18 protein-coding genes and 2 pseudogenes are annotated in these 23,547 nt (G+C 62.0%); 7 read left to right on the top strand and 13 right to left on the bottom strand.

Going from position 1 to position 23,547, the window contains the following annotated elements; genetic code table 11:
- Positions 1 to 69: 69 nt before the first annotated feature.
- Positions 70 to 948, bottom strand: coding sequence for a Dyp-type peroxidase (locus tag FEM01_RS02355; protein ID WP_138217671.1), 879 nt, complete (start codon positions 946 to 948; stop codon positions 70 to 72).
- 184 nt (positions 949 to 1,132) lie between these two features.
- Between FEM01_RS02355 and FEM01_RS02350 the strand changes: the two genes are divergently transcribed.
- Complete coding sequence (locus tag FEM01_RS02350) at positions 1,133 to 2,026, top strand: bile acid:sodium symporter family protein (protein ID WP_138217670.1); 894 nt, start codon at positions 1,133 to 1,135, stop codon at positions 2,024 to 2,026.
- Between the two features lie 5 nt (positions 2,027 to 2,031).
- Here the strand turns inward: FEM01_RS02350 and FEM01_RS02345 are convergent, their stop codons facing one another.
- On the bottom strand, positions 2,032 to 2,493 hold the full coding sequence (locus tag FEM01_RS02345; RefSeq protein WP_138217669.1) for a beta-carotene hydroxylase: 462 nt from the start codon (positions 2,491 to 2,493) through the stop codon (positions 2,032 to 2,034).
- 453 nt (positions 2,494 to 2,946) lie between these two features.
- Between FEM01_RS02345 and FEM01_RS02340 the strand changes: the two are divergent.
- Positions 2,947 to 3,066, top strand: a pseudogene (locus FEM01_RS02340) (MgtC/SapB family protein); the annotation flags it as partial.
- Here the strand turns inward: FEM01_RS02340 and dksA are convergent.
- The 5 genes and pseudogenes from dksA to FEM01_RS02315 form a co-directional block, all read right to left on the bottom strand.
- Positions 3,063 to 3,470, bottom strand: a complete 408-nt coding sequence (gene dksA, locus FEM01_RS02335; protein WP_138217668.1) for an RNA polymerase-binding protein DksA — start codon at positions 3,468 to 3,470, stop codon at positions 3,063 to 3,065. The pseudogene FEM01_RS02340 and the gene dksA sit on opposite strands and share 4 nt — an antisense overlap.
- Positions 3,471 to 3,504: 34 nt before the next feature.
- A pseudogene (locus tag FEM01_RS02330) lies at positions 3,505 to 4,841 on the bottom strand (dihydroorotase).
- Between the two features lie 2 nt (positions 4,842 to 4,843).
- Positions 4,844 to 5,404, bottom strand: coding sequence for a carbonate dehydratase (locus FEM01_RS02325; RefSeq protein WP_138217667.1), 561 nt, complete (start codon positions 5,402 to 5,404; stop codon positions 4,844 to 4,846).
- 262 nt (positions 5,405 to 5,666) lie between these two features.
- Positions 5,667 to 6,599: a LysR family transcriptional regulator gene (locus FEM01_RS02320; RefSeq protein ID WP_138217666.1), complete on the bottom strand. Its 933-nt coding sequence runs from the start codon at positions 6,597 to 6,599 to the stop codon at positions 5,667 to 5,669.
- A gap of 150 nt (positions 6,600 to 6,749) precedes the next feature.
- Positions 6,750 to 7,445, bottom strand: a complete 696-nt coding sequence (locus tag FEM01_RS02315) for a tRNA (adenine(22)-N(1))-methyltransferase (RefSeq protein WP_138217665.1) — start codon at positions 7,443 to 7,445, stop codon at positions 6,750 to 6,752.
- A gap of 166 nt (positions 7,446 to 7,611) precedes the next feature.
- Here FEM01_RS02315 and FEM01_RS02310 point away from each other — a divergent pair, with 166 nt between their 5' ends.
- The gene (locus FEM01_RS02310) at positions 7,612 to 7,992 is read left to right on the top strand and encodes a RidA family protein (RefSeq protein WP_138217664.1); all 381 of its coding nucleotides are present in this window, start codon (positions 7,612 to 7,614) and stop codon (positions 7,990 to 7,992) included.
- A 64-nt stretch (positions 7,993 to 8,056) separates the two neighbouring features.
- Here the strand turns inward: FEM01_RS02310 and FEM01_RS02305 are convergent, their stop codons facing one another.
- Both FEM01_RS02305 and FEM01_RS02300 read right to left on the bottom strand, forming a co-directional pair.
- Positions 8,057 to 9,241: an HNH endonuclease domain-containing protein gene (locus FEM01_RS02305; protein ID WP_138217663.1), complete on the bottom strand. Its 1,185-nt coding sequence runs from the start codon at positions 9,239 to 9,241 to the stop codon at positions 8,057 to 8,059.
- Positions 9,225 to 10,886, bottom strand: a complete 1,662-nt coding sequence (locus tag FEM01_RS02300; RefSeq protein WP_138217662.1) for an AAA family ATPase — start codon at positions 10,884 to 10,886, stop codon at positions 9,225 to 9,227. Before FEM01_RS02300 ends, FEM01_RS02305 begins: the two co-directional genes overlap by 17 nt.
- A 207-nt stretch (positions 10,887 to 11,093) precedes the next feature.
- On the opposite strand from FEM01_RS02300, the gene FEM01_RS02295 reads away from it, so the two are divergent.
- Positions 11,094 to 13,094, top strand: a complete 2,001-nt coding sequence (locus FEM01_RS02295) for a peptidase U32 family protein (RefSeq protein ID WP_138217661.1) — start codon at positions 11,094 to 11,096, stop codon at positions 13,092 to 13,094.
- A 244-nt stretch (positions 13,095 to 13,338) separates the two neighbouring features.
- Positions 13,339 to 13,896 carry a TetR/AcrR family transcriptional regulator gene (locus FEM01_RS02290; RefSeq protein WP_138217660.1) on the top strand — a complete coding sequence of 186 codons (558 nt, stop codon included), beginning with the start codon at positions 13,339 to 13,341 and terminating at the stop codon, positions 13,894 to 13,896.
- 118 nt (positions 13,897 to 14,014) lie between these two features.
- Here FEM01_RS02290 and FEM01_RS02285 read toward each other — a convergent pair whose 3' ends face one another.
- Both FEM01_RS02285 and FEM01_RS02280 read right to left on the bottom strand, forming a co-directional pair.
- On the bottom strand, positions 14,015 to 17,134 hold the full coding sequence (locus tag FEM01_RS02285; RefSeq protein ID WP_138217659.1) for an efflux RND transporter permease subunit: 3,120 nt from the start codon (positions 17,132 to 17,134) through the stop codon (positions 14,015 to 14,017).
- A 14-nt stretch (positions 17,135 to 17,148) separates the two neighbouring features.
- Complete coding sequence (locus tag FEM01_RS02280; RefSeq protein ID WP_138217658.1) at positions 17,149 to 18,288, bottom strand: MexC family multidrug efflux RND transporter periplasmic adaptor subunit; 1,140 nt, start codon at positions 18,286 to 18,288, stop codon at positions 17,149 to 17,151.
- Between the two features lie 254 nt (positions 18,289 to 18,542).
- Here FEM01_RS02280 and FEM01_RS02275 point away from each other — a divergent pair, with 254 nt between their 5' ends.
- Complete coding sequence (locus FEM01_RS02275) at positions 18,543 to 19,553, top strand: aldo/keto reductase (RefSeq protein ID WP_138217657.1); 1,011 nt, start codon at positions 18,543 to 18,545, stop codon at positions 19,551 to 19,553.
- A gap of 212 nt (positions 19,554 to 19,765) precedes the next feature.
- Positions 19,766 to 20,863, top strand: coding sequence for an alkene reductase (locus tag FEM01_RS02270; RefSeq protein ID WP_138217656.1), 1,098 nt, complete (start codon positions 19,766 to 19,768; stop codon positions 20,861 to 20,863).
- Between the two features lie 56 nt (positions 20,864 to 20,919).
- Here FEM01_RS02270 and FEM01_RS02265 read toward each other — a convergent pair whose 3' ends face one another.
- A complete protein-coding gene (locus FEM01_RS02265; protein WP_138217655.1) occupies positions 20,920 to 21,831 on the bottom strand; it encodes a LysR family transcriptional regulator in 912 nt (303 codons plus the stop codon).
- 85 nt (positions 21,832 to 21,916) lie between these two features.
- Positions 21,917 to 22,990, bottom strand: a complete 1,074-nt coding sequence (locus FEM01_RS02260; RefSeq protein WP_138217654.1) for a metal-dependent hydrolase — start codon at positions 22,988 to 22,990, stop codon at positions 21,917 to 21,919.
- Between the last annotated feature and the right edge of the window lie 557 nt (positions 22,991 to 23,547).

Here is a 23,547-nt window from a genome sequence, read left to right as displayed (position 1 = left end):
AAGCCTATATGTGCAAGGCGCTGGAGCCTGTGGACGCGGTGCATCGCCCGCGCAGGCTCCAGCGCTTGGTCAGGCCAGCAACAGACGCAGGTCCACACCACCCTCACCGAGTGCCGGGCACCAGTAGTAGCCGCCGCTCAGGGGCCGACTGAAGCGATACAAGCCATCGATGATGCCGTCCTCCAAACCGCTCATGCGTTTGAGCTGCACTTCGAAGGCGTCGAACGAGTGCCCCATCGCGACGAACGCCAGGCCCGCACCGCGCTCATCGGCCCAGGCCACCGAACGCCGCACCATGAACGCCTCGGGAGCGAAGCTCTCCTGGGCCGTGCGCTTGACGTGGGCAGACTCGGGCGCATCATCGAGTTCTTCGTTGTCGCTCAGGCGGCGCCCGATAATGTTGTCCTGCTCGGCTTGCGGCAGCGCCTTGAAATAGTCCAGATCGTGCTTCCACAGCTGGAAGACAGCAAAGCTGGAACCGGCCAGGCCCGGGACATCGCCGGACACGATGGCGGCCTCGATGGCCTGCTCGTCGACCGGGTTCTCGGTGCCGTCCTCGTAGCCGGTCAGGTCACGGCCACCGCGGTGCAGGAAACCATCGACACTGTCGACCAGACGCAAGGCCGGGGCCAGCAACTGCTGCAGAGCTTGCGCACGCAGGAACAGTTCGCCGCGTTCTTCGCCACGCAGCCACAACCACAAGGCATGCTGAGTCGCCGGGTTGGGTACTTGGGCCTGCAACTGCGGGAAGCTGCGCAGACCAAGCACCTCACGGCCCAGCACCTGCGCCAACGGTGCACCGATACCCAGCACCACGCTCTGGCCATCGACCTCGGCGATCAACCGATCAAGCACGCCGGCCAAGGCTTCTTGCGAATCGAGGGCAAAGAACAAATGACGGGCGTGGGCTGGCACCGGGGTGGCGAGCAGACCTGGCTGGAACGGCATGGTGGGCTAATCCTTCGGCAAAAGCGCGAATGCTACTGCGCCGGAGGCAGCATCGCAACGCGGCGTGTAGCCGCTACCGGCCAGGGGTTCGGTAATAAACGGTTACCAAGTATGGCCAGTTGCGATTAGCTATCGTTAGCCGGGCACCTAGACTGCTCGGGATATTCCGTTCGAGTAGCCACTCATGACCGCCTCGCCCCTGCTTACCGCCATCCTGCCGCTCGCCCTGGGCATCATCATGCTGGGTCTGGGGTTATCCCTGACCTTGGCCGACTTCGCCCGGGTGGTGAAATACCCCAAGCCCGTGGTGGTCGGCCTGGCCTGCCAGATCCTGCTGCTGCCACTGGTGTGCTTCCTGATTGCCAACGGCTTTGGCCTTGAGTCGGCGCTGGCCGTGGGCCTGATGCTGCTGGCCGCCTCGCCAGGCGGCACCACCGCGAACCTGTTCAGCCACCTGGCGCATGGCGATGTGGCGCTGAACATTACCCTGACAGCGGTCAATTCATTGATCGCCATCCTGACCATGCCGCTGTTGGTGAACCTGTCGCTGACCTGGTTCATGCAGGCGGACCAAGCGATTCCGCTGCAATTTGCCAAAGTGATGCAGGTGTTCGCCATCGTGCTGCTGCCGGTGGCGCTGGGCATGCTGATTCGCCATCGGGCGCCAGGCTTCGCCGCACGCATGGAAAAGCCGATGAAATTGGTGGCGGCACTGTTTCTAGCCTTCACCATCGTGCTTGCGCTGGCCAAGGACTGGCAAACGGTGGTGCAGTACGCGCCGATCGTCGGCGGCGCCGCACTGTTGTTCAACCTGCTGAGCCTGGGGGTAGGTTACTGGGTGCCGCGCCTGCTGAACATTCCGCGGCGCCAGGCGATCGCCATCGGCATGGAAATCGGCATCCACAACGGTACTCTGGCCATCGCCCTGGCCCTGAGCCCGAGTCTGTTAAACAACCCCACCATGGCGGTGCCGGCAGCACTCTATAGCCTGATCATGTTCTTCACAGCCGCAGGATTTGGCTGGTGGGTAAGTCGCGGGCATAAAGGTCAAGAGGCGATCGTCGAGACCGCTAACTGATCGCGCTAGCTGCGCCGCCGCTTCAATTGCCGCTTCAACACGCGCAGTGGCGGTGCGTAGAAGAATCCGAACGACACGCATCCCTGTCGCCCCTTCACCGCATGGTGTAGTTGATGCGCCTGGTGCAGGCGCTTCAGATAGCGGTTGACCGGCCTCGGTGCGCGCGGCCAGTGACGATGGAACAGCCCGTCATGTACCAGCACGTAGGCCACGCCATACCCTGCCACCCCTGCCCCCACCCACTGCAACGGCGCATGTCCGGCCTTGCCCAGCGCCACCAGCGCAGCGGCGATCAACGCCAGTGCCGCTAGATAGAGATCGTTGGTTTCCAGCACGCCCAGGTGCGGCTCATGGTGCGAGCGGTGCAGCCACCAGCCCCAACCGTGCATGACGTACTTGTGGGCCAGGGTGCCGACGCCTTCCATAGCCACAAGGGTGGTGAACAGCACGGCGAGGTTGAACAGCATGCAGAGGTCCGGGTTCGAGGCAATAACGGGCGTAAGGGTACCACTGCCGCGCGGGGTGCAGGAAAGTTCGCCGTGACGCAATTGTCATGATTTTAGCCATGACCCTGTCCCGCACCGGGCGTAGTGTCCGCGTCGCGATTTTTCCCTCCCTGCATAGGCGCACCCTGCATTGGACAGTAGTCCCAGTCGATTGCGACGGGCCGACATGGCGAGCAGTCCGACAGCGCTGCTGCACTGTCTCGCCGCGCTCGGTAGACGGTGACTCCTTCACCTTCCCTGCTTTTCATCCAGGCGCCTGCCGGCGCCATGGATTGTGGTCCTGCGCATTCATCGTTTTTCGCTTCCCGCCGCCATTGAGCGGCGCCCATGTGGGCGACTGCCCGCAGAACGAGGTTCGCTATGGATTGGAAAGTCTTTCTGCTGCGCGTCGGCGCCACCTTGCTGCTGGGCGCGCTTATCGGCGCCGCCCAGGCAACTACCGCGCTGGAACGCCTGGTCAGTCGCATAAGCCTGGAAAAAGGCGTCAGTACGGTGCGCTGGCAATTGCTGGCGCTACCACTGGCAGCGCACTAGCCATCGTTGCGCAGGTGCCGCTCCCTGAGTTCCTGGCGCTCCTTGGCTTCGATGCACAGCGTCGCGGTGGGCCGTAGCAGTAGCCGGCGCAGGCCAATGGGCTCGCCGGTTTCCTCGCACCAGCCGTAGTCGCCGCAGGCCAAGCGCTCCAGCGCCTGGTCGATCTTGTCCAGTAGCTTCTTCTCGCGCTCCAGCGAGCGCAGTTGCCAGTGTCGCTCCTCCTCGGCGCTGCCGATATCGGCCGGATCGCTGTGTACTTCGTATTCGCGCAGGGCCCTGAACTCACTGTCGATGCGGGCCTGCAACTCGGCACGCTGAGTCAGCAGCAGGTCGCGAAAGAACTGGCGCTGCGGTTCGCTCATGTATTCATCGGGGGGTTGTTGCAGCAATTGTGCTTCATTCATGGGTACCACTCCTAAACGACAGCCTGCCAGGGGTTCAGCGTTCGAACATCAACGGCAAGCCCTGGCAGTTCGGCTGCACACGCCCTTGGTGCCAAGCAAGCTGGCCGGATACCACCGTGCTGCGCACCACGTGGTGGAAGCGATGTTGCTGGAACGGCGTCCAGCCGCAGTGGGCGAGGATCGGTTCATCTGCCACCGCCTGCGGCACCTGTAGCCGCTCCACCAAGGCGAAATCGGCCCAGTAACCCTCGCGCAGGTAGCCGCGCTCGCGAATGGCGAACAGGTCGCTCACCGCGTGACTGGTCTTGTGCACCACTTGAGCCATGCTCAGCGCTCCCTGGCTGACCAACTCCAGCGCAGCCGGCAAGGCGTGCTGCACCAGCGGCAGGCCGGAAGGTGCCTGGGCGTAAGGGCGGTGTTTTTCATCAAGAGTGTGCGGCGCATGGTCGGTGCCGATCACGTCAATGCGGTCCTCGGCCAGGGCGCGCAGCAAAGCCTGGCGATCGGTCGTGGTCTTGATCGCTGGGTTGCACTTGATCAGGTGCCCCAGGCTTGCATAGTCGCTGTCATCGAAAAGCAGATGATGCAGGCACACCTCGGCGGTGATGCGCTTAATCGCCACCGGGCCAGGCTCGAACAGCGCCAGCTCCCGCGCACTGGTCAGGTGCAGCACATGCAGCCGGGTGCCAAAGCGACGGGCCAACGCCACCGCCAGGCTCGATGAGCGGTAGCAGGCCTCGGCATCGCGGATCAGCGGATGTGCCGCCGGTGGGATGAAGTCGCCGTGCCGGGCGCGCCAGGCGCGCTCGTTCTCAAGGATGCTGGGGGTGTGCTCGCAGTGCGCCAGGACTAAGGTCGGGGCGCAGGCGAACAGCTTTTCCAGCACCTCGGGGTCATCCACCAGCATGTCGCCGGTCGACGCCCCCATGAATACCTTGATGCCGGCCACCTCGCGCGGGTCCAGCGCCGCGATGGCGTCAAGGTTGTCGCGGCTGACCCCGAAGTGGAAGCCGTAGTTGGCCACCGAGCTTGCTGCGGCCCGCCGTTGCTTGTCGAGCAAGGCTTCGCGGCTCAGGGTCGGCGGCTGGGTGTTGGGCATGTCCATAAAACTGGTGATGCCCCCGCCACCGCCGCCCGCGACTCGCTCGCCAGGGTGCCCTTGTGCGGCGCGCCCGGTTCACGAAAGTGCACCTGGTCATCGATCATTCCAGGCAGCAGGTAGGCGCCCTGGGCGTCGATCTCGCAGGCCGCACGGGCGTTGAGGATGCAGCCGGCGATGCGCTCGATACGCCCGTGACGCACTAGCAAATCGCCCTCGAACTCGCGGCCTTCGTTGACCAGCCGGGCATTACGTACCAGCAGCGCGTCCATGCTCAGAACTCGTTCTGCAAGGCTTTATAGCCCTGCACCAGGTCGATGTTGGTTCGCGTCACGTCCTCAGAGAACTCCGCTGCCGACACACTGACCGGGGGGTACGCGGCAAGGTTTGTATGCGGCCCGATATGTTCGGTGGGCGGCACATAGAAGCGCGCCGGCAGGTCGCAGCCATCGACCACCGAGTTGTGCCGCACCACGCTGCCGTCGCCGACCTTGCAGTTGAACAGTACGCTGTTGAAGCCGATGAACACGCGATCGCCCACCTCGCATGGACCATGTACGATGGAGCGGTGGGCGATGGAGCTGTACTGGCCGATGCGCACTGCTGCGCCGGACTTGGAGTGAATCACCACGCCGTCCTGGATGTTGGAATTGGCGCCGATGACGATCGGCTGCATATCGCCAGTGGCGTCCACTTCATCGGCACGAATCACCGCGTAGGGGCCGACGAACACATTGTCCTGGATGATGACCTTGCCGCAGATGATAGCGGTGTGATCGATGTAGGCGGAGGCGGCGATTTCAGGGAGATGGCCAGAGGGATTTCTGCGGATCACGGTGGGCGCCTTGGGAACGGGGGGAGATGCTAAATGTTACGTTATAACACTTTACTTGCAACCCCCTTCGCGCGCTCAATCGTCAGCAAGGCATTTCGTCACTGCGATTCAGCGCCACGCCCCCGCTCCCAGGGCTGGCCTCGGAGTCCGTCGCCATCCAGTAGCGGTCGCCCCCACTGCCGCTTAGCCTAGTACAGCGTCGCCACCAGGCTTTGCGGCGTGAGCGTTTCCAGTGAAGGCGCGCACCCCGCGCTCACCGCGTCTAGCGCCAGTACTGAGGTTGCTGCACCACGTGCATGTGTTGCTCGAACAGCGGCGGCAGTTGCTCCTTGAGGTAGTCGATCCAGGTGCGCACCTTGGCGTCCAGGTAGTGGCGCGAGGGATAGATCGCGTAGATCTCGCGCTGGCGCAGGCGGTGCGGTGCCAACAAACGGCACAGGCGCCCTTCACTGATAGCCTGGCTGGCCGAGTAGTACGGCAGCAGGCCCACGCCCATGCCCAGTTCGGTGGCCCGCAGCATCGCGTCGGCGACGTTGGTGAGGAAGGTGTCCTGGGGTACGATCACGCACTGCTCGGGCCCTTGGCCGAACGCCCAGTCCTCCTCGAACAACGGGTCCACCGTGCGCAGGCATACATGATGGTGCAGGTCTTCGGGGCGCTCAGGCACACCATGGCGGGCCAGGTAGTCCGGCGAGGCGCACAGGATGCTATGGATGCCGCCCAGGGGGATGGCGATCAGTTGCGAGTCCGGCAGGCCCTGCCCGATGGTGATGACCACATCATGCCCTTCGGCCAGCGGGTCAGGATTGCGCTGAGACAGCGTCAGTTCCATCACCACCTCCGGGCACGCCGCGTTATAGCGCGCCACCAGCGGCATCATCAGCAGCCCCAGACCGTGGGTGCAATGCACGCGCAGGCGGCCGCGCGGCGTGAGGTGGGCGCCACGAGCCTCGTCCATGGCCTCTTCGGTCAGGTGCATGATCTGCCGCGCACGCTCCAGAAAACGCTCGCCAGCCTCGCTCATGCGCAGGCGTCGGGTGGTGCGGTGCAGCAATCGGGTCTGTAACTGGTTTTCGAGCTCGGCGACGATGCGCGACACCTGCGCAGCCGAGATATCCAGAGCGTTGGCCGCGGCGGCGAAACTGCCGCACTCCACGACTCGGGCGAAGGTACGCATCGCATGCAGCATGTCCATGGGGTGACGCTCTCATTACTCACATGAAAGGCAAGAATCTATCACGCGGCGGCCCATTTATTGTGAAACACAAATGAATACAGGAAGCATCACGATGCCGATTACCGCCAGAGAGGGCAATGACCTAGTGTCACGCGGTTGACGCCTGGTTTAGCCGAGCACTGCGCTGATCCAGGCAATTTGCCGGGTAAAGTCCTGCACTTTTTCTGGCGCCACCGCCTCGCGCGCACGCTCGAAATTGGCCAGGGCCTGCTGCTTCTGGCGCAACATGCGCTGCCACTTGAACAGGAACGCCGGGCTGCGCGCTTCCAGCAGGCGTGGCCCGAAGTACAGTTGCTCGGGGCTGTAGCGTTCCGGCTGGCCGCGCTCGGCGACGATGATCTCGTAGTCGAAGCGGTTTTCCCGCAGCACTTCCTCGCAAACGATGCGATAGCCGTTATCGGCCAACCACTGGCGCAGGGGTTGCTCGCCACCATTGGGTTGCAGCACCAGGCGCTCATGCCCGCCAAGGCGCGCTTTACCCGCTTCGAGGATGTCACGAATGGTCTCCCCGCCCATGCCGCAGATGCTCACCGCACTGATTTCATCGCCGGCTTCGATGGCCGCCAGGCCACTGGCCAGGCGCACGCTGGCGCAGTGCTCCAATTGGTTCTCGCGCACGCTGCGGTGGGCGGCCTGGAAAGGCGTCTGCGCCACCTCGCCCGCCACTGCCGCGCTGATCGCCCCGCGCAGCAACAAGGCCACCGGCAGGTAGCCGTGGTCGGAGCCAATATCGGCGAGCCGCGCGCCGGCCGGAATGTGCGCCGCCACACGCTCGAGGCGCATGGACAAAGTGTTTTGGTTCAACGGATGCCTCGTTCTACAGCCTGCCCGGCGCCTTGGCCGGTGTGGGGGCGCGATTCTGCCCCGGCGGGCGGTGCTTTTCAAATCCAGGCGACCGCCACCCCGCTCGACCCGCCTCGCCGGCTCGCGTAGGCTGGCGGTTTTCCTTCCGTCGCAAGGCAAAGTACCCATGGCAAACGCAGACATCATCTACACCCCGGACCCGGACGCCGACTCCATTTCCTCGGATGTCACCGAGTTCAACGGCATCCTGATGACCACCCAGATCCCGCTGAAAGCCGACGGCAGCCTGGAGCTGGGCGATATCCAGACCCAGTGCGAAGCCACGCTGCAAGCGCTGAAGGCCGCGTTGGAGAAGGCCGGCAGCTCCATGGACCGCGTGCTGCACTTGACGATCTACCTCACCGACATGGCCGACCGCGCGGTGTTCAACGAGGTGTATCAGCGCTTCTTCAGCAAGCCATGGCCGGTACGTGCCGCCGTGGGCGTTGCGGCACTGGCGTTCGAGGGTATGCGCGTGGAAGTGACGGCGATGGCGGCCAAGGGCTGAAGTTGCCAGCCCTTGCCAGTTAAGACTCGCAAGGGCAATTCAGCAGTGCGAATGATGATATGACTCACGGTTTCTGCTGCATGACCTTAAATGCGGTGCCGAAGATTTTATTCACTGCCTCTACCTTGAATTGCTGCGCAGTCACTTTATTCGTTGCACGCTTCAACTCGCTTTCGAAGTACGGCAAGCCCTTGACTTCAGCGCTTGAAACCCTGTGCCCCAGCTGCCTAAGCAAGCTCTTCATCGCGTAGGCATTTGAGAACCAGCACGTCAACTCTTCATAATATTTGTATTTCTCGGCCAGTCTGAAGCGTTCAATATTCATGTTATTGCATTTTATACTCTGAGCCTTTAGACCAATTTTCAGGTCAGTTATTTTATTGCCGTTACTCAAATAATTAAAAACAAACAAATCTTCGTCACCCATACCTTGAACAAAGGGGTGTGCATGGCTGAGCATGGGGTGATTTCTTTTACTTTTCTGGTTGCATGAGGATCCGGCGGGAATTAAATTATTGAGCGAGATCGCTAGATAGGGAAATCGAGACCTGGGATAAAAGTGATCAAGCTCCGGCCGAGATAAATCCGCCTTTAAGATGCTCAGATTTTCAATGGCGCAGTAGGGACAAACGCTCAAATCCAATCGATTACAAATATCCTCGCCAAACTCACCCGCAACCTTTTCGAAGTCAAAGCATGAACCGAAGTTTTTAATCCAGGCGGGAAAAGCCTTGCGTTCTTTCGATGAGATCTTATACCCCCCAGCGGAGGCAAGCTGCAACCTGATCAACATCTTGCGCTTCTTGTAATGTGAGGCGCCAGATGTCAAACAGGCTATAAGTGTATCTATGTACTGCAATGAGCGCCCCGCTTTTATCGCAGTGAGTTTAACCGCAGCCAATGTCGCCAGCCGCTCAACAGTTTCCTTATCCACCTCCTCAGCCACTGAACTGGGGATTTCGTGATAAGGCAGATTGATCTCAGATAGAATTAACGCAGGGCAGTAATACTCCGCCAGTTCAGGAAACACGTCAGAAACCTGCTTAATGACACCCTCAATATCACTGGGCTCTATGACGAGGAGTGCTCTGAGGTAGCCCTCATCAAAAAACGTCAATAGCCGCTTCGATACGTTTGCAGGTGCGTTACCAGCCAACGCCTTAAGATTGGGGAGCAGTATCTCTTCTATGGCGTAGTCAACATACTTTCTGACAAGCGAGGCTTTGTGGCGCTTATTGATTTTTATCATAGCTCAACAAAAAGCTCCTGGTAGTATCGCTTGTAATTTCGTTGATCAACCTGCGGTCGGCTTCGCTGAGCATGTGACGCTTCGCTGCCTCGATAAGTCCTCCCAGCTTGGTTCCAGCGTGCTCCCCAAACGTGGAACTCAAGTGCATATCATCCATGTAGATATCTACAATACTACTTCCAAAGCCTGCTGACTTTTCCACTGATAAGCCAGCATATTCATCGACCTTAAGCGAGATGATGTCGCTAGACAAAAAGTCGCTCACAATAATCGGGGAATGCGTACAGACGATAACCTGCAAGCTTGAAGAGGACACATCGTTATCGGCATGTCGACTCAGGGCCAGCAAATCCGAAACAAAGTTACGCTGCCATTCAGGGTGCAAATACAGGTCGGCTTCATCCATGAATACAATTGAAGAGGTATTCTCGGCGCGGCCAATTAAATAATTGAAAAACTCGGAAAAAACATGCGCACGCGCCAACTCTCCGGTACTTGCGCCGCGCCACCCCCACCTGATATTCCCCGCCACAGCCCCCGGTAGCCGCGATGCGATTTCGGTCAGTTTTTCTACGACCTCATAATCCTCGACAATCACGCCGGAAAGATCAAGCTTGGTGTCGTCTGGATTGGCGTGATAGAGCTCCATGGCAAAGCTTTCTAATTTTGCTAACGTCAGCGAAAGATTTGCGCGAATGACCTCCTGATGCTCAGGTTCGTGCTGGCGCGAAGACGCATCACCTTTTTTTGCCTCTGGGCCGGAATCCGAACGCGCCGCGAGATAATTCTTCAAAGCGTTTTCGATCAAGTCAACAGGATGTGTGTCGGGGCGCTCATAATCAAGCAGCGCATAATTCTCCAGCAAATGCAAGGCCTCAAGATCAGCATTGGATGAGCGTTTCGCCAAGCTATTTATAATTGAAGGCACGTTCATGCCGACAACAGCGCGCTCCACATCGCTGTGCAATGGGAAGTCCAATGAGCGTTCACGCAGTTTAAAATCCTTGAGCCATTGACCAATCAGTTTCGAGTCCACCGCATGCCGGTAGCGCACCAGGGCACTCTCGAACCGCCCAATAGAGGAAGATGATAAAGAAAACATATACCTTATGTTTTCTCTGTATTCACCTCCCAGGTACCGCCTGAAATAACGCAAATAACGATTGAAGTAGTCCCTGCGTGTATTTTGTGAACGCATCGCCTCAGGAACGGTCAAGCGTCTTACATAGCTACCTCTGGAGCGCTTGATGGGCAATCCATCATCTACCTTGACCTCTTGTATAGCGTTGATATGAACGACGTCGACTCTGTTCGCCTTGAAGAATTCCGCGACATTCTCCACGAAGTCGAACGGCAAATCCGCCTTCTCAACCGTCACGCGCTCAGAAAATATATTGTTCAAGCAGATTTTATAACGGCACTCTCCATCATCGTAGAACACCGCAAGTACAAGGGAGTCACTATCACCCTCAAACACGTTGATCGCGTCGATTACAGAACTTTTGCCTGAACCATTCTGACCAATGATCGCTTGAAAGCTATGTCCATCATAGAAGTTAACCTGCGGCCGATGCCGGCGCTGAATATTTACATTGAAAAGCTCATCTACAGCACATTCAAACTCACTGGAAAATGGTACATTCACGTTACTCAGCGCTTTATGTTCCGATATGAACAAATGTACTAAAATCAACGGCCCGCCTCTCCATGAATGACCTCAGAATGCCATCAAGGTTATCGCCATCGAACCTCGACAGGCAACCGAGCGCCAGAGCCAGGCTTTTAGGTGCCTAAACGCCCATTCACCGCTACAATGCCCGCCTTACCGTGACAGCCCGAAACCTATAACGACATGTCCCTTCCAAAGAATCACCTGGAACTGCTCAGCCCTGCGCGTGACGTGAGCATCGCCCGCGAGGCGATCCTGCATGGCGCGGATGCCATCTATATCGGCGGCCCGAGCTTCGGCGCGCGCCACAACGCCTGCAACGAAGTCGGCGATATCGCCGAGCTGGTCGAGTTCGCCCGGCGTTACCATGCCCGCGTGTTCACCACCATCAACACCATCCTTCACGACAACGAGCTGGAGCCGGCGCGCAAGCTGATCCACCAGCTCTACGATGCAGGCGTCGATGCGCTGATCGTGCAGGACCTGGGGGTGATGGAGCTGGACATCCCGCCAATCGAGCTGCATGCCAGCACCCAGACCGACATCCGTACCCTGGAGCGAGCCAAGTTCCTCGACCAGGCGGGCTTCTCGCAACTGGTATTGGCACGTGAGCTGAACCTGCAGCAGATCCGCGCCATCGCCGCCGAAACCGACGCGGCCATCGAGTTCTTCATCCATGGCGCGCTGTGCGTGGCGTTCTCCGGCCAGTGCAACATTTCCCACGCCCAGACCGGGCGCAGCGCCAACCGTGGAGACTGCTCCCAGGCCTGCCGCCTGCCGTACACCCTCAAGGACGACCAAGGCCGCGTGGTGGCCTTTGAGAAGCACCTGCTGTCGATGAAGGACAATAACCAGACCGCCAACCTGCGTGACCTGGTGGATGCTGGCGTGCGCTCGTTCAAGATCGAAGGACGCTACAAGGATGTGGGCTATGTGAAAAACATCACTGCCCACTACCGCAAGGAACTCGACGCGATCCTCGAAGACCGCCCGGACCTGGCCCGCGCCTCCAGCGGCCGTACCGAGCACTTCTTCGTGCCGGATCCTGACAAGACCTTCCACCGCGGCAGCACCGACTACTTCGTCAGCGACCGCAAGATCGACATCGGCGCGTTCGACTCGCCGACCTTCACCGGCCTGCCGGTGGGCGTGGTGGAGAAAGTCGGTAAGCGTGACCTGCTGGTGACCACTGACGTACCGTTGACCAACGGCGATGGCCTCAACGTGTTGGTCAAGCGTGAGGTGGTGGGCTTTCGCGCCAACATCGCCGAGCTCAAGAGTGAGTCCGAGGAAGACGGCCAGAAGCGCTACCGCTACCGGGTCGAGCCCAACGAAATGCCCGAGGGCCTGCAAAAGCTGCGGCCCAACCACCCGCTGTCGCGCAACCTCGACCACAATTGGCAGCAAGCCCTGCAGCGCACTTCGGCCGAGCGCCGGGTGGGTATCGAGTGGCACGCCGTACTACGCGAGCAGCGCCTGATGCTGACCGCCAGCAGTGAAGAAGGTGTGAGCGTGCAGGTGGCGCTGGACGGTCCGTTCGGCGTGGCCAACAAGCCACAGCAGGCGCTGGATCAGTTGCACGACCTGCTCGGTCAGTTGGGCACCACGATGTACCACGCCAACGCCATCGAGCTGGATGCACCGCAGGCGTACTTCATCCCCAATTCGCAGCTCAAGGCCCTGCGCCGCGAAGCCATCGAGGCGCTGACCGAAGCGCGGATCAAGGCCCACCCGCGTGGTACGCGCAAGGCCGAGACCAGCCCGCCACCGGTGTACCCCGAGTCGCACCTGTCGTTCCTGGCCAACGTTTACAACCAGAAGGCCCGCGATTTCTACCACCGGCATGGTGTGCAGTTGATCGACGCCGCCTACGAGGCCCACGAAGAGCACGGCGAAGTACCGGTGATGATCACCAAGCACTGCCTGCGTTTCTCGTTCAACCTATGCCCCAAGCAGGCCAAGGGCGTGACCGGCGTGCGCACCAAGGTCGCGCCGATGCAGTTGATCCAGGGTGATGAGGTGCTGACCCTCAAGTTCGACTGCAAACCCTGCGAAATGCACGTGATCGGCAAGATGAAGAGCCACATCATCGACTTGCCGACCCCAGGTAGCGCAGTGGCCCAGGTGGTCGGACACATCAGCCCGGAAGACCTGCTCAAGACCATCCCCCGCGCGCCGCATTGAAGCCTGTGGGCTTGCCGGACCACCGCGAAGTAGAGGGCGCGGTGGATGGCACCGGCTAGGCCGCTCCTACAGGGGGCGGCGCTGGATTCAGGGGCGGGCCTGCCGGAATGCAGGCCTACCCCGAAACAGGCTGCGCGGCATCAGCCGCACTAACGACACATAAAAGTCTCAAACGAGCCGTAAAGGCTTGATCCTCTCCTCATTTGCTGCACAATGCCAAGCTTGCGACCCTTGCGAGGCCCTGATGCAACCTACTGCCCACGACGAACGCCTGCTCAAGGCCCTGGCCCACGCCATCGTGGTCCACCCGCGCGCAACGCTGAAGGAATTGGCCGAAGCCGCAGGTGTCAGCAAGGCCACCCTGCACCGCTATTGCGGCACCCGTGACAACCTGGTGGCAATGCTCGAAAACCACGGCGAACGGGTACTCAACCAAGTGATCCACGACGCGACGCTGGACGCAGCCGAGCCTCTGGCAGCTCTACGCCACTTGATCGGCGAACATCTCAAGCACCGCGAAATGCTGGTCTTCCTGATGTTCCAGTACCGTCCCGACACCCTGCTTGGCGAGGGCGAGGACCGCCGCTGGCTGGCCTACACTCAGGCCATGGATGCGTTCTTCTTGCGCGCCCAACAAGCGGGGGCACTGCGCATCGATATCAGTGCGGCGGTGTTCACCGAAATGTTCCTGAGCATGATCTACGGCATGGTCGACGCCGAGCGCCGTGGCCGGGCCGCCAGCGCCAACTCGGCACAGACGTTGGAGCAGTTGTTCCTGCGCGGCGCGTTGCTCCAGGCCTGACATCGCGGCTAACCCATCCCTCGCCTGGCGCCGCTTCGCGCCCCGTCAGCCAAACAAAAAAGGCCCCTGAACACACGTCCAGGGGCCGAACGGCTGGATCGTCCAACCAAAGGAGCCTTCAGGCCTCGGCGGCCACCGTTTTGGGCGTGCGCTTGAGCCGCGACAGCACCCAGACGAAACAAATCGGCACGAACACCACCCCCAGCAGCGTGGCGCTGAGCATGCCGCCGATTACCCCAGTGCCGATGGCACGTTGGCTGGCCGCCCCGGCGCCACTGGCGATAGCCAGGGGCACGACGCCCAGGATGAACGCCATCGAGGTCATCACGATCGGTCTGAAGCGTAGCCGCGCAGCCTCCAAGGCAGCGTCACGCAGGCTGTAGCCCTTCTCCCACAGCTCCTTGGCGAACTCGACGATCAAGATCGCGTTCTTCGCCGCCAAACCAATGATGGTGATCAAGCCCACCTTGAAGTACACATCGTTGGGCATGCCCGCCACCATCACCGCCAACACAGCGCCCAGCGCGCCGATTGGCACGATCAGCATCACCGTCACCGGGATCGCCCAGCTTTCGTACAGCGCCACCAACAGTAGGAACACCACCAGGATCGCCAGACCAAACAGGTGTGTGGCCTGGCCGCTGGAGACTTGCTCCTGGTAGGAAAGCCCGGTCCAGGCATAGCCGATGCCCGGTGGCAGATCACGAGCCAGACGTTCCATCTCGGCCATGGCCTGGCCGGTGCTGTAACCAGGCGCCGCGTCACCGGCGATACGAATCGATGGATAGCCGTTGTAACGCACGATCTGCACCGGCCCTTCTTCCCAGCGGGTGGTGACAAAGGCGCTGAACGGCACCTGCTCACCGCTGCTATTGGGGGCGTACAGTTGCAACACGCTTTCCGGCGTCATGCGCGCGCCCTGCTCGGCTTGCACCACCACGCGCTGCTGCCTGCCCGCGTTGGTGAAATCGTTGATCACCGCCGAGCCAAACGCAGTGGCCAGGGTGCTGCTGATGGTTTCGAAGCTCACGCCCAGGGCGCGGGCCTTCTCACGGTCGATCTGCACGCGTAGCTGCGGCGCCTCGGCCAGGCCCTCCATCATGGCGTAGAGGATCACCGGGTTGCCGTTGGCCGCGCCGAGCAACTGGTCACGCGCCGCCAGCAGGGCCTCGCGGCCCAACCCGCCACGGTCCATCAGACGCAGGGCGAAACCACCGGCGTTGCCCAAGCCATCGATAGGCGGCGGATTGACCGCCATGATCGCGCCGTCGCCATGCCCGGCGAAGCGCGCATTGATCGCCTGTACCTCGGCATCGGCCGACTGCCCGGGGTCGCGCAGGGACCAATCCTTGAAGGTCGGGAACGCCAGCGCAGCGTTATCGCCCATGCCCGAGAAGCTGAAACCGCTGACCACGAACGCCGAATCCAGCGCCTCACGGGACATCAGAAACTGCTCCAGGGCCTGGCCGGTGGCGTCGGTACGCACCCGACTGGCGCCCGGCGGCAACTGTACGTCGACGATCGCGTAGCCTTGGTCTTCCACCGGCACGAACGACTCCGGCAAGCGCAGGTAGAAGAAGCCGAGCATGGCGAGGATCCCGGCATACACCAGCATGCAGCGTCCGGCGCGGCGCACCAGCGCATTGTTCATCAGCGCGTAGCGCTCGGTCAGGCGGGCAAAGCCACGGTTAAAAGCGCCGAAGAAACCGCGCTTTTCATGATGCCCCTGGGGTACGGGCTTGAGCAGCGTGGCGCACAGCGCTGGCGTGAAGGTCAAGGCCAGGAACCCGGAGAACAGGATCGACACCGCCAGCGACAGCGAGAACTGCTGGTAGATCACCCCCACCGAGCCGGACATGAACGCCAGCGGCATGAACACCGCCGACAGCACCAAGGTGATGCCGATGATCGCCCCGGACACCTGCCCCATGGCCTTGATCGTCGCCTGCACCGGCGACAGCCCTTCCTCGGCCATCAGCCGCTCGACGTTCTCCACCACCACGATGGCATCGTCGACCAGGATGCCGATGGCCAGCACCATGCCGAACATGGTCATCATGTTCACCGAGAAGCCCAGCAGCTTCATCACCGCCAGCGTGCCCAACAGGCACACCGGCACCACGATGGACGGAATCAGGGTGTAGCGGATGTTCTGCAGGAACAGGAACATCACCAGGAACACCAGCACCATGGCTTCGATCAGGGTGGTGATGACCTTGTCGATGGCCACGTCGACGAAGCGCGAGGTGTCGTAAGGCACCGAATACTCGACCCCTTCGGGGAAGAACGCCGACAGTTCGGCCAGGCGCTGCTTAACGCGCTCGGCGGTCTGCAAGGCATTCGCCCCAGGCGCCAGTTGCACCGCGCCAGCCACCGCCGGGCGGCCGTTCAGGCGTGAGGCGAAGTTGTAGCTCTCAAGGCCCACCTCCAGGCGCGCGACGTCCGCCAAGCGCACCAGCGAGCCATCAGGATTGGCCCGCAGGACTACCCGACCGAACGCCTGCGGGTCGTCCAAGGTGCCCTGCACCGCCAGGGTGGCGGTCAGTTCCTGCTCGCTGCTGCCTGGCGTGGCGCCAAAGCTGCCGGCCGGCACTTGTACGTTCTGCCCACGAATGGCAGCGCCCACGTCATCGATGGACAAGCCATAACCCACCAGCTTTTGCGGGTCGACCCACACACGCATGGCGGCCTCGGACGAGAAGAACTGCAACTTGCCCACCCCGGACACCCGGCGCAACTCGTTGTTGATATTGCGCGCGGCGTAGTCCCCCAGTTGCGTGGTATCGGCGCGCTGGTAGCCATCCTTGTAGCTCAGGGCGTAGATCAGCAAGAAACCTGCACTGCTCTGCTCCACCTCCAGGCCTTGGGTAATCACCGCCTGGGGTAGACGCGCCTCGGCCTTCTTCAGGCGGTTCTGCACGTCTACTTGGGCCAGTTCCGGGTCGGTGCCCGGTTCGAAGGTCACGACCACTTCGGCCATGCCATTGGCGTTGTTGGTCGACTCGAAGTACAGCAGGTTCTTGGCACCGTTGAGCGACTCCTCGATGACACTGGTCACCGAGTCCACCAGCACCTTGGCCGACGCCCCCGGGTAGCTCGCGCTAATCGTGATCTGCGGCGGGGCCACGCTTGGGTATTGAGCCACTGGCAGCAGCGGGATCACCAGCAGTCCGGCCAGCGAGATGAACAACGCCACGACCCAGGCGAAGTTCGGCCGATCGATGAAGAATCTGGACATTACGCTTCCTCGTCTCAGCGTGCCGCAGCTTGATTGGCCTGGACCACGGACACCGCAGCGCCGGCAGACAGGCCGGCAGGGCTGCCGACGATGACCTGATCACCGCTCTGCAACCCTTGCGTGATTTGCCAGCGCGCGCCCTGCATAGCCCCGGTCGTCACGTTGCGCGCCTCGGCCACGTTGCCTTTGCCGACCAGCATCACCCGAGCCTGACCGTCGCTGCCTCGCTGCACCGCGCGTTGTGGCACCAGGATCGCCTGACGGTCGACGCCTTGCGGAGTGTGTACACGCACATACATGCCGGGCAGTAGGATGCCGTCGCGGTTGTCGAAGCGCCCCCGCAAGGTGACCTGGCCGGTGCTGCGGTCCACCGCCACATCAGTGAACACCAGGGCACCCTGGCGCTGGTACTCGGTGCCTTCCACCTCGGCGGTCAGCGCCTTCTCGTCGTCCTTGGCCAAGGTGCCGTCCTTGAACGCCTGGCGCAGGCGCAGGGCATCGGCGGCTGATTGGGTGAAATCGACGTAGATCGGATCAAGCTGCTGGATGCGTGCCATGAGCGTGGCGTCGCCCTGCCCCACCAGCGCGCCCTCGGTGGCCAAGGCTCGGCCGATACGTCCGGAGATCGGTGCAGTGACCGAGGCATAGCCCAGATTCAGACGCGCCGTCTGCACGTCGGCCAGGGCCGAGCGCACCGCAGCCTGGGCGCTGCGCAGGTTGGCGCTGGCGGTGTCGAAGTCCTGTTGGCTGACCGCCTGGATCTGCACCAACGGCTCGTAGCGGCGCACCCGGGCCTGGGACTCGTATTGCACCGCCTGGGCCCGCGCCAGATCGGCCTCGGCGCGGGCCAGTGCAGCCTTGAACGGCGCCGGGTCGATCTGGAACAGCAGATCGCCGGCCTTGACGTCGGCACCTTCTTCGAACGTTTTGCGCATGACGATGCCGGCCACTCGGGCGCGTACTTCGGCAACCCGCATCGGCTCGACCCGACCCGGCAACGTAGATGCCAGGGCCAGGGTTTCGTGGGTGACCGTCACGGTTTCTACCGGCAATGCCGCAGATGCTGCCGGCGGCGCATCCGCAGCTTCGCAGCCAGCCAACAGCACGGCGGCCGCCAGACCGCTGGCCATTCCAAATGCACGCATATTGCCCATGACTTCACCCGAGCCTTTGATAAAGAACGGCGCGAATGGTAAGTGCGGGCCCAAGATGAGTCAATTTTGTCTCAGGTGGTATTTGTGTGAACAATTGTAATCATGGCCTGGTCGAGCTGTGGCCCGTTGGAGCGCATGCCAGGGTCAAGGGCGCAGCAATGGCGGCAGCGGTGCCCGATCAGCACGCTTTAAAACGGCTCGCGTTGTGTGTAAAACACAGAGTTCCCATGCTTGGCAGAAAAGGATTCCCGGCAATGAAATACCGTCCACTTGGCACCTGTGGCCTGCAGGTCTCAGCCCTGACCCTTGGTAGCATGATGTTCGGCGAACAGACCAGCACCGAGGACGCCTTGCGCATCATTGACAAGGCCTGGGACCAAGGCATCAACTTCGTCGATACCGCCGATGTGTACAACGGCGGACGTTCCGAAGAAATCGTCGGCGAGGCGGTGGCGCGCAATCGGCAGGACTGGATCGTCGCATCCAAGGCCGGCTACGGTCCGGTGGATGGCCTGCCGAACCGCAGCGGGTTGTCGCGCAAACACCTGTTCAACGCCCTCGACGCCACGCTCACGCGCATGGGCACCGATTACCTGGACATCTACTACCTGCACCGCGAAGATCACAGCGTACCGCTGGAGCAGACCGTGCGCGCCATCGGCGACCTGCTGGCCCAAGGCAAGATCCGCTACTGGGGGGTGAGCAACTTCCGGGGCTGGCGGATTGCCGAGATCTGCCATGTGGCCGAGCAATTGGGCGTGCCAAAGCCGGTGGTCAGCCAGCCGCTGTACAATATCGTCAACCGCCAGGCCGAACCCGAGCAACTGACTGCCGCAGCTTTTCATGGCCTGGGCGTGGTGCCGTTCAGCCCACTGGCGCGTGGCGTGCTCAGCGGCAAGTACGCACCGGGCTCGACACCGGACGCAGGCAGCCGCGCCGGGCGCCAGGACAAGCGCATCCTCGAGGTGGAGTGGCGCGAGGAATCGCTGGCCATCGCCCAGAAAATCCATGCCTACACCGAGGCCAAGGGTGTGGGTATCGTCGAGTTCGCCATCGCCTGGGTGCTCAACAACCAGTTGATCAGCTCGGCCATCGTCGGGCCGCGCACCGAAGCGCAGTGGGACACCTACGCAGGTGCCCTGGAGGTGAAGATCAGCGCCGAAGACGAAGCCTTCATCGACTCGCTGGTGACCCCAGGGCATGCTTCGACGCCAGGGTTCAATGACGTGGCGCACTTCGTCAGCGGGCGTTTGGCGCGTAGTTGATGCTTTCAGCCTTGTGTCGCGATGGGTCGCGTAGCGCCCCCCCAAATGGATGCCCTTAAGCAAATCCTGGGGCCGCTACGCAGCCCATCGCGACACACGGCCGCTGCTACAAACTCCCCATTGGGGAGCCAGACGCCGGTATGCCGGTCCCCCCTTTCCCCAATCACCTCGGTATCGTGCGCCCCCTCGAATTCATTTGCGATGGAGCCTCCATGAAACTCTTCGAACCCCTCAAGCTCGGCCCTCTCACCTTGCCCAACCGAGTCTTCATGGCGCCGCTGACGCGCTTGCGCAGCCTGGAGCCGGGCGATGTGCCGACCCCGATGATGGCCGAGTACTATACCCAGCGCGCCAGTGCCGGACTGATCATCAGCGAAGCCACGCAGATCTCGTTCCAGGCCAAGGGCTACTCGGGCTCGCCGGGCATCCATACTGCCGAGCAGATCGCCGGCTGGCGCCAGGTCAACGAAGGCATCCACGCCGCTGGCGGCCACAGCGCCGTGCAGGTTTGGCACACTGGCCGCATCTCGCACACCACGCTGCAACCAGGCGGTGAAGCACCCGTCGCGCCGTCGGCGCTGGCTGCCAATGCACGTACCACGCTGCGCGATGCAAACCGCAACCTGACCCGCGTGGAAACCTCTACCCCGCGCGCGTTGAGCGAAGCTGAAATCGCCGGCATCGTCGCCGACTTCGGCCAAGCCGCCAGCAACGCCCGCGAGGCCGGGTTCGACTTCATCGAGCTGCACGCCGCCCACGGCTACCTGCTGCATCAGTTCCTGACGCCGAGCGCCAACCTGCGCGAAGACCGCTACGGCGGTAGCGTCGAAAACCGCGCGCGCATCGTACTGGAAGCCGTGGACGCGGCCATCGCTCAGTGGAGCGCCGAGCGCGTCGGCATTCGTATCTTCCCGCTCGGTGGCTTCAACGGCATCGATAACGGCGAAGACCAGGAAGCCGCCGGCCTGTACCTGATTGGCGAGCTGGCCAAGCGCAACCTGGCCTACCTGCACCTGTCCGAACCCGATTGGGCTGGCGGCAAGCCGCTGCGTGACGAATTCCGCGAAGCGATCCGCGCCGCCTACCCCGGTGTGATCGTAGCCGCCGGCGCCTACACCGCCGAAAAGGCCGAAGACCTGCTGGGTCGGGGCTTGATCGATGCCGTGGCGTTCGGGCGTGCGTTCATCGCCAACCCGGACCTGGTGGAGCGGCTCAAGCAAAACGCGCCGCTGAACCCACACCGCGCCCAATTCGACTATGCCAATGGGGCTGAAGGCTACACCGACTACCCATTTCTCAAGCAGGCGTGAATTCAGCTCATCAGCGTCGGCCTGCCCGATCAGCCCGTGCTGACTTGGCCGCAGACCTACAGCTCCCAGGGCACCCCGGCTTCCCAACTGTGCACCAGCAGGTCGATGAAGCCGCGCACCCTGGGTGACAGGTGCCGCTTGCTGGGGTAGACGATGCGGATCGGGTCGGCCGGCGGCCGATAATCGTGCAACACCTCCACCAACGTGCCGGCGCGTAGGTCGTCACTGGTGATGTAGGTGGGCAAGTGGATCAGCCCGAAGCCAGCCCGTGCGCCTTCGAGCATCGCCTCGGAGCTGTCGATGTTCAGCCGCCCCGGCTCCTCGCACAGGTGCAGCCCAGCCTCGGTTCTAAAACGCCAGGGGCTGGACTTCTCGCCGACCAGAAACGCGATCTTGTCGTGGCCGTAGAGGTCTGCCGGGACCTGAGGTGTGCCATGCACGGCAAGATAGCCGGGCGATGCGCAGGTGACGAACTGCTGCCAGGCCACGGTACGGGTGAGCAACTGCGAGTCTTCCTTTGGCGCGCCGATGCGTACGGCCACGTCGACGCCCTCTTCCACCAGATCGACGAAGCGGTCGGTGAAGCGGATATCGGCGCGCAGTTCGGGCCACTGCTTGAGGTAACGGTCGAGGATCGGCAGCACATGCCGTTGGCCGAACGACAGCGGCGCGGTCAGGCGCAGTGTACCGCTGGGCTTACCCCGGCGTTGGGCCATAGTGGTGTCGACTTCGTCCAGGTCATCGAGAATCTGCTGCCAGCGCTCGAACGCCACCTGCCCTTCGTCGGTCAGGCTCAGCTTGCGCGTGGTACGGTTGAGCAGACGCACCGCCATGCGCGCCTCAAGCCGGGCGATGCTCTTGCCCACCGCCGAGCGGGTCAGGCCTAGGCTACTGGCGGCAGCGGTGAAGCTACCGGCCTTTACGGCACTGACGAAGGCGGCTATATCGCCGAAGCGGTTGAGTTCCATGCTGAATTCCAAGGCAAGACAAGGCCTGCTAGATGGGTGCGGATCGACCAATTACAAGGCCTATTGAATGATCCGCACCCAAGGTTCACGGCCTGGCCTGGGCGGCATGCCCACCCAACTGCGCCGCCCAGCTCGCCAGCGGCAACGGTGGTTGCTGGTCGACGATGCGCCGCCAGATCAGCGACAGCTTGTCGCCATCGAACAACGATGCCGCGCCGCCACCGATCCAGCCGCGCGGCTGGATCGCCACCCACTGCCCGGTCGCATCGCGCTGGCCCATCTGAAAACGGAAGGTGTAGTGGCCTGGGATGCCCATGCGCAGGTCAGTCACCACCAGCGCATCGCCCACGGCGTCGTAGCGCAACCAATCGTCGGTGAACCAGCGCAGCCGATCGTGCAGCGCATCGCCGTCGAGCCGCTTACCCAGCGCCAGGTTGCGCGGTTGGCGCAGCAACTCGGGCGGCTCACGGTCGAACAGGCCACTAATGCCCTCGTAGTAGTCGCCATCCGGGGTCTTGGCCAGCACCCGCCAGAGCAGTGTGTTGAACGCGATAGGCACCGCGCGTACCTCACTGGCGGTAATGCCTTGTTGTGCCAAGGCCACGTCGAAGCGTTGCTCGGCGGCCATCCGCCCAGCCAGGCCAAAGCCCAGGTAAACCGTGCTGAACGCCAGGGCCACGGACAGCCCGGCCAGCGCCCGTCCGCGCAGGCCCTTGAGCGCGGCATACAGCACGGCAAGCAACAACGGCAAGGTGTATACCGGATCGATGATGAACACCGCAGCCCAGCTTTGCGGCGTGACCTGCAACGGCCAGAACAGCTGGGTGCCGTAGACGGTGAACGAATCCAGCAGCGGGTGGGTAACCAGCACCAGCCAGAACGCCACGAACAGGCGCGTTGCCGTGTAGCCCTTGTCGGGCCAGCGCTTGGCGACCAGCCAAGCCAGCAGCAGGGCCAAGCCTGTGAGCACGAAGATCGAGTGCGAGAAACCCCGGTGGAAGGTCATCTGCGACACCGGATCCGCGTAGCGAACCAGTACGTCCAGGTCGGGCAAGGTGCCCAGGGCCGCGCCGTAGGCAAGCGAGCGACGGCCCTGGATGCGGCCGAGCACGGTGCCTTGCAAGGCCGCGCCGAGAACCGCTTGAGTGAGAGAGTCCATAGGTAGGTTCCGCAACGTGATGGCGAAACCTACCGTTATCCTGGCGGGCTGTGCAAACGCAGGGGCGTCATCGATTATCGCAGCCATAGAGAAAAGCCATTGAATGGCAACGCACAGGTGCAGTAAGCTCGGGCTCATTCACTGGAGAGCAACATGCCGAAACACACCTGCAACCACGCCCACCCCACCGGTCGCTCTGCGCGCCGCGTGCTGGCCGTTGCCGGTCGTAACGCCGTTGCACCGTTTTATTTTGGTTATTGGTTTAGCTACTAGGCGCCGATAACCCAACCGGCGCCCACTTTCGAGGGGCCGCCGAACACGAGAATACTCAAACCCCCGGTCGGCCTCCCGACCGGGGGTTTTGTTTTTCCGGGCCCCGCACTTTCAACGATTCATCTTGAGGACAGATTCATGAACTACGCCAACTACTTCTACGCAACCTCCTATGCCTGGCGATTTAGCCAATCCCGTTCGGGCCAGCCTGCCGCCTCCGTTCGGTCGATTTCCGGTGGCACTGCCGCACAAGAACCTAATTTGACGACCAGTCGAACACCTCG

This window comes from Pseudomonas mosselii (assembly GCF_005796105.1).
Lineage (GTDB): Bacteria > Pseudomonadota > Gammaproteobacteria > Pseudomonadales > Pseudomonadaceae > Aquipseudomonas > Aquipseudomonas mosselii_C.
This window is presented reverse-complemented; position numbering and strand designations above follow the sequence as displayed.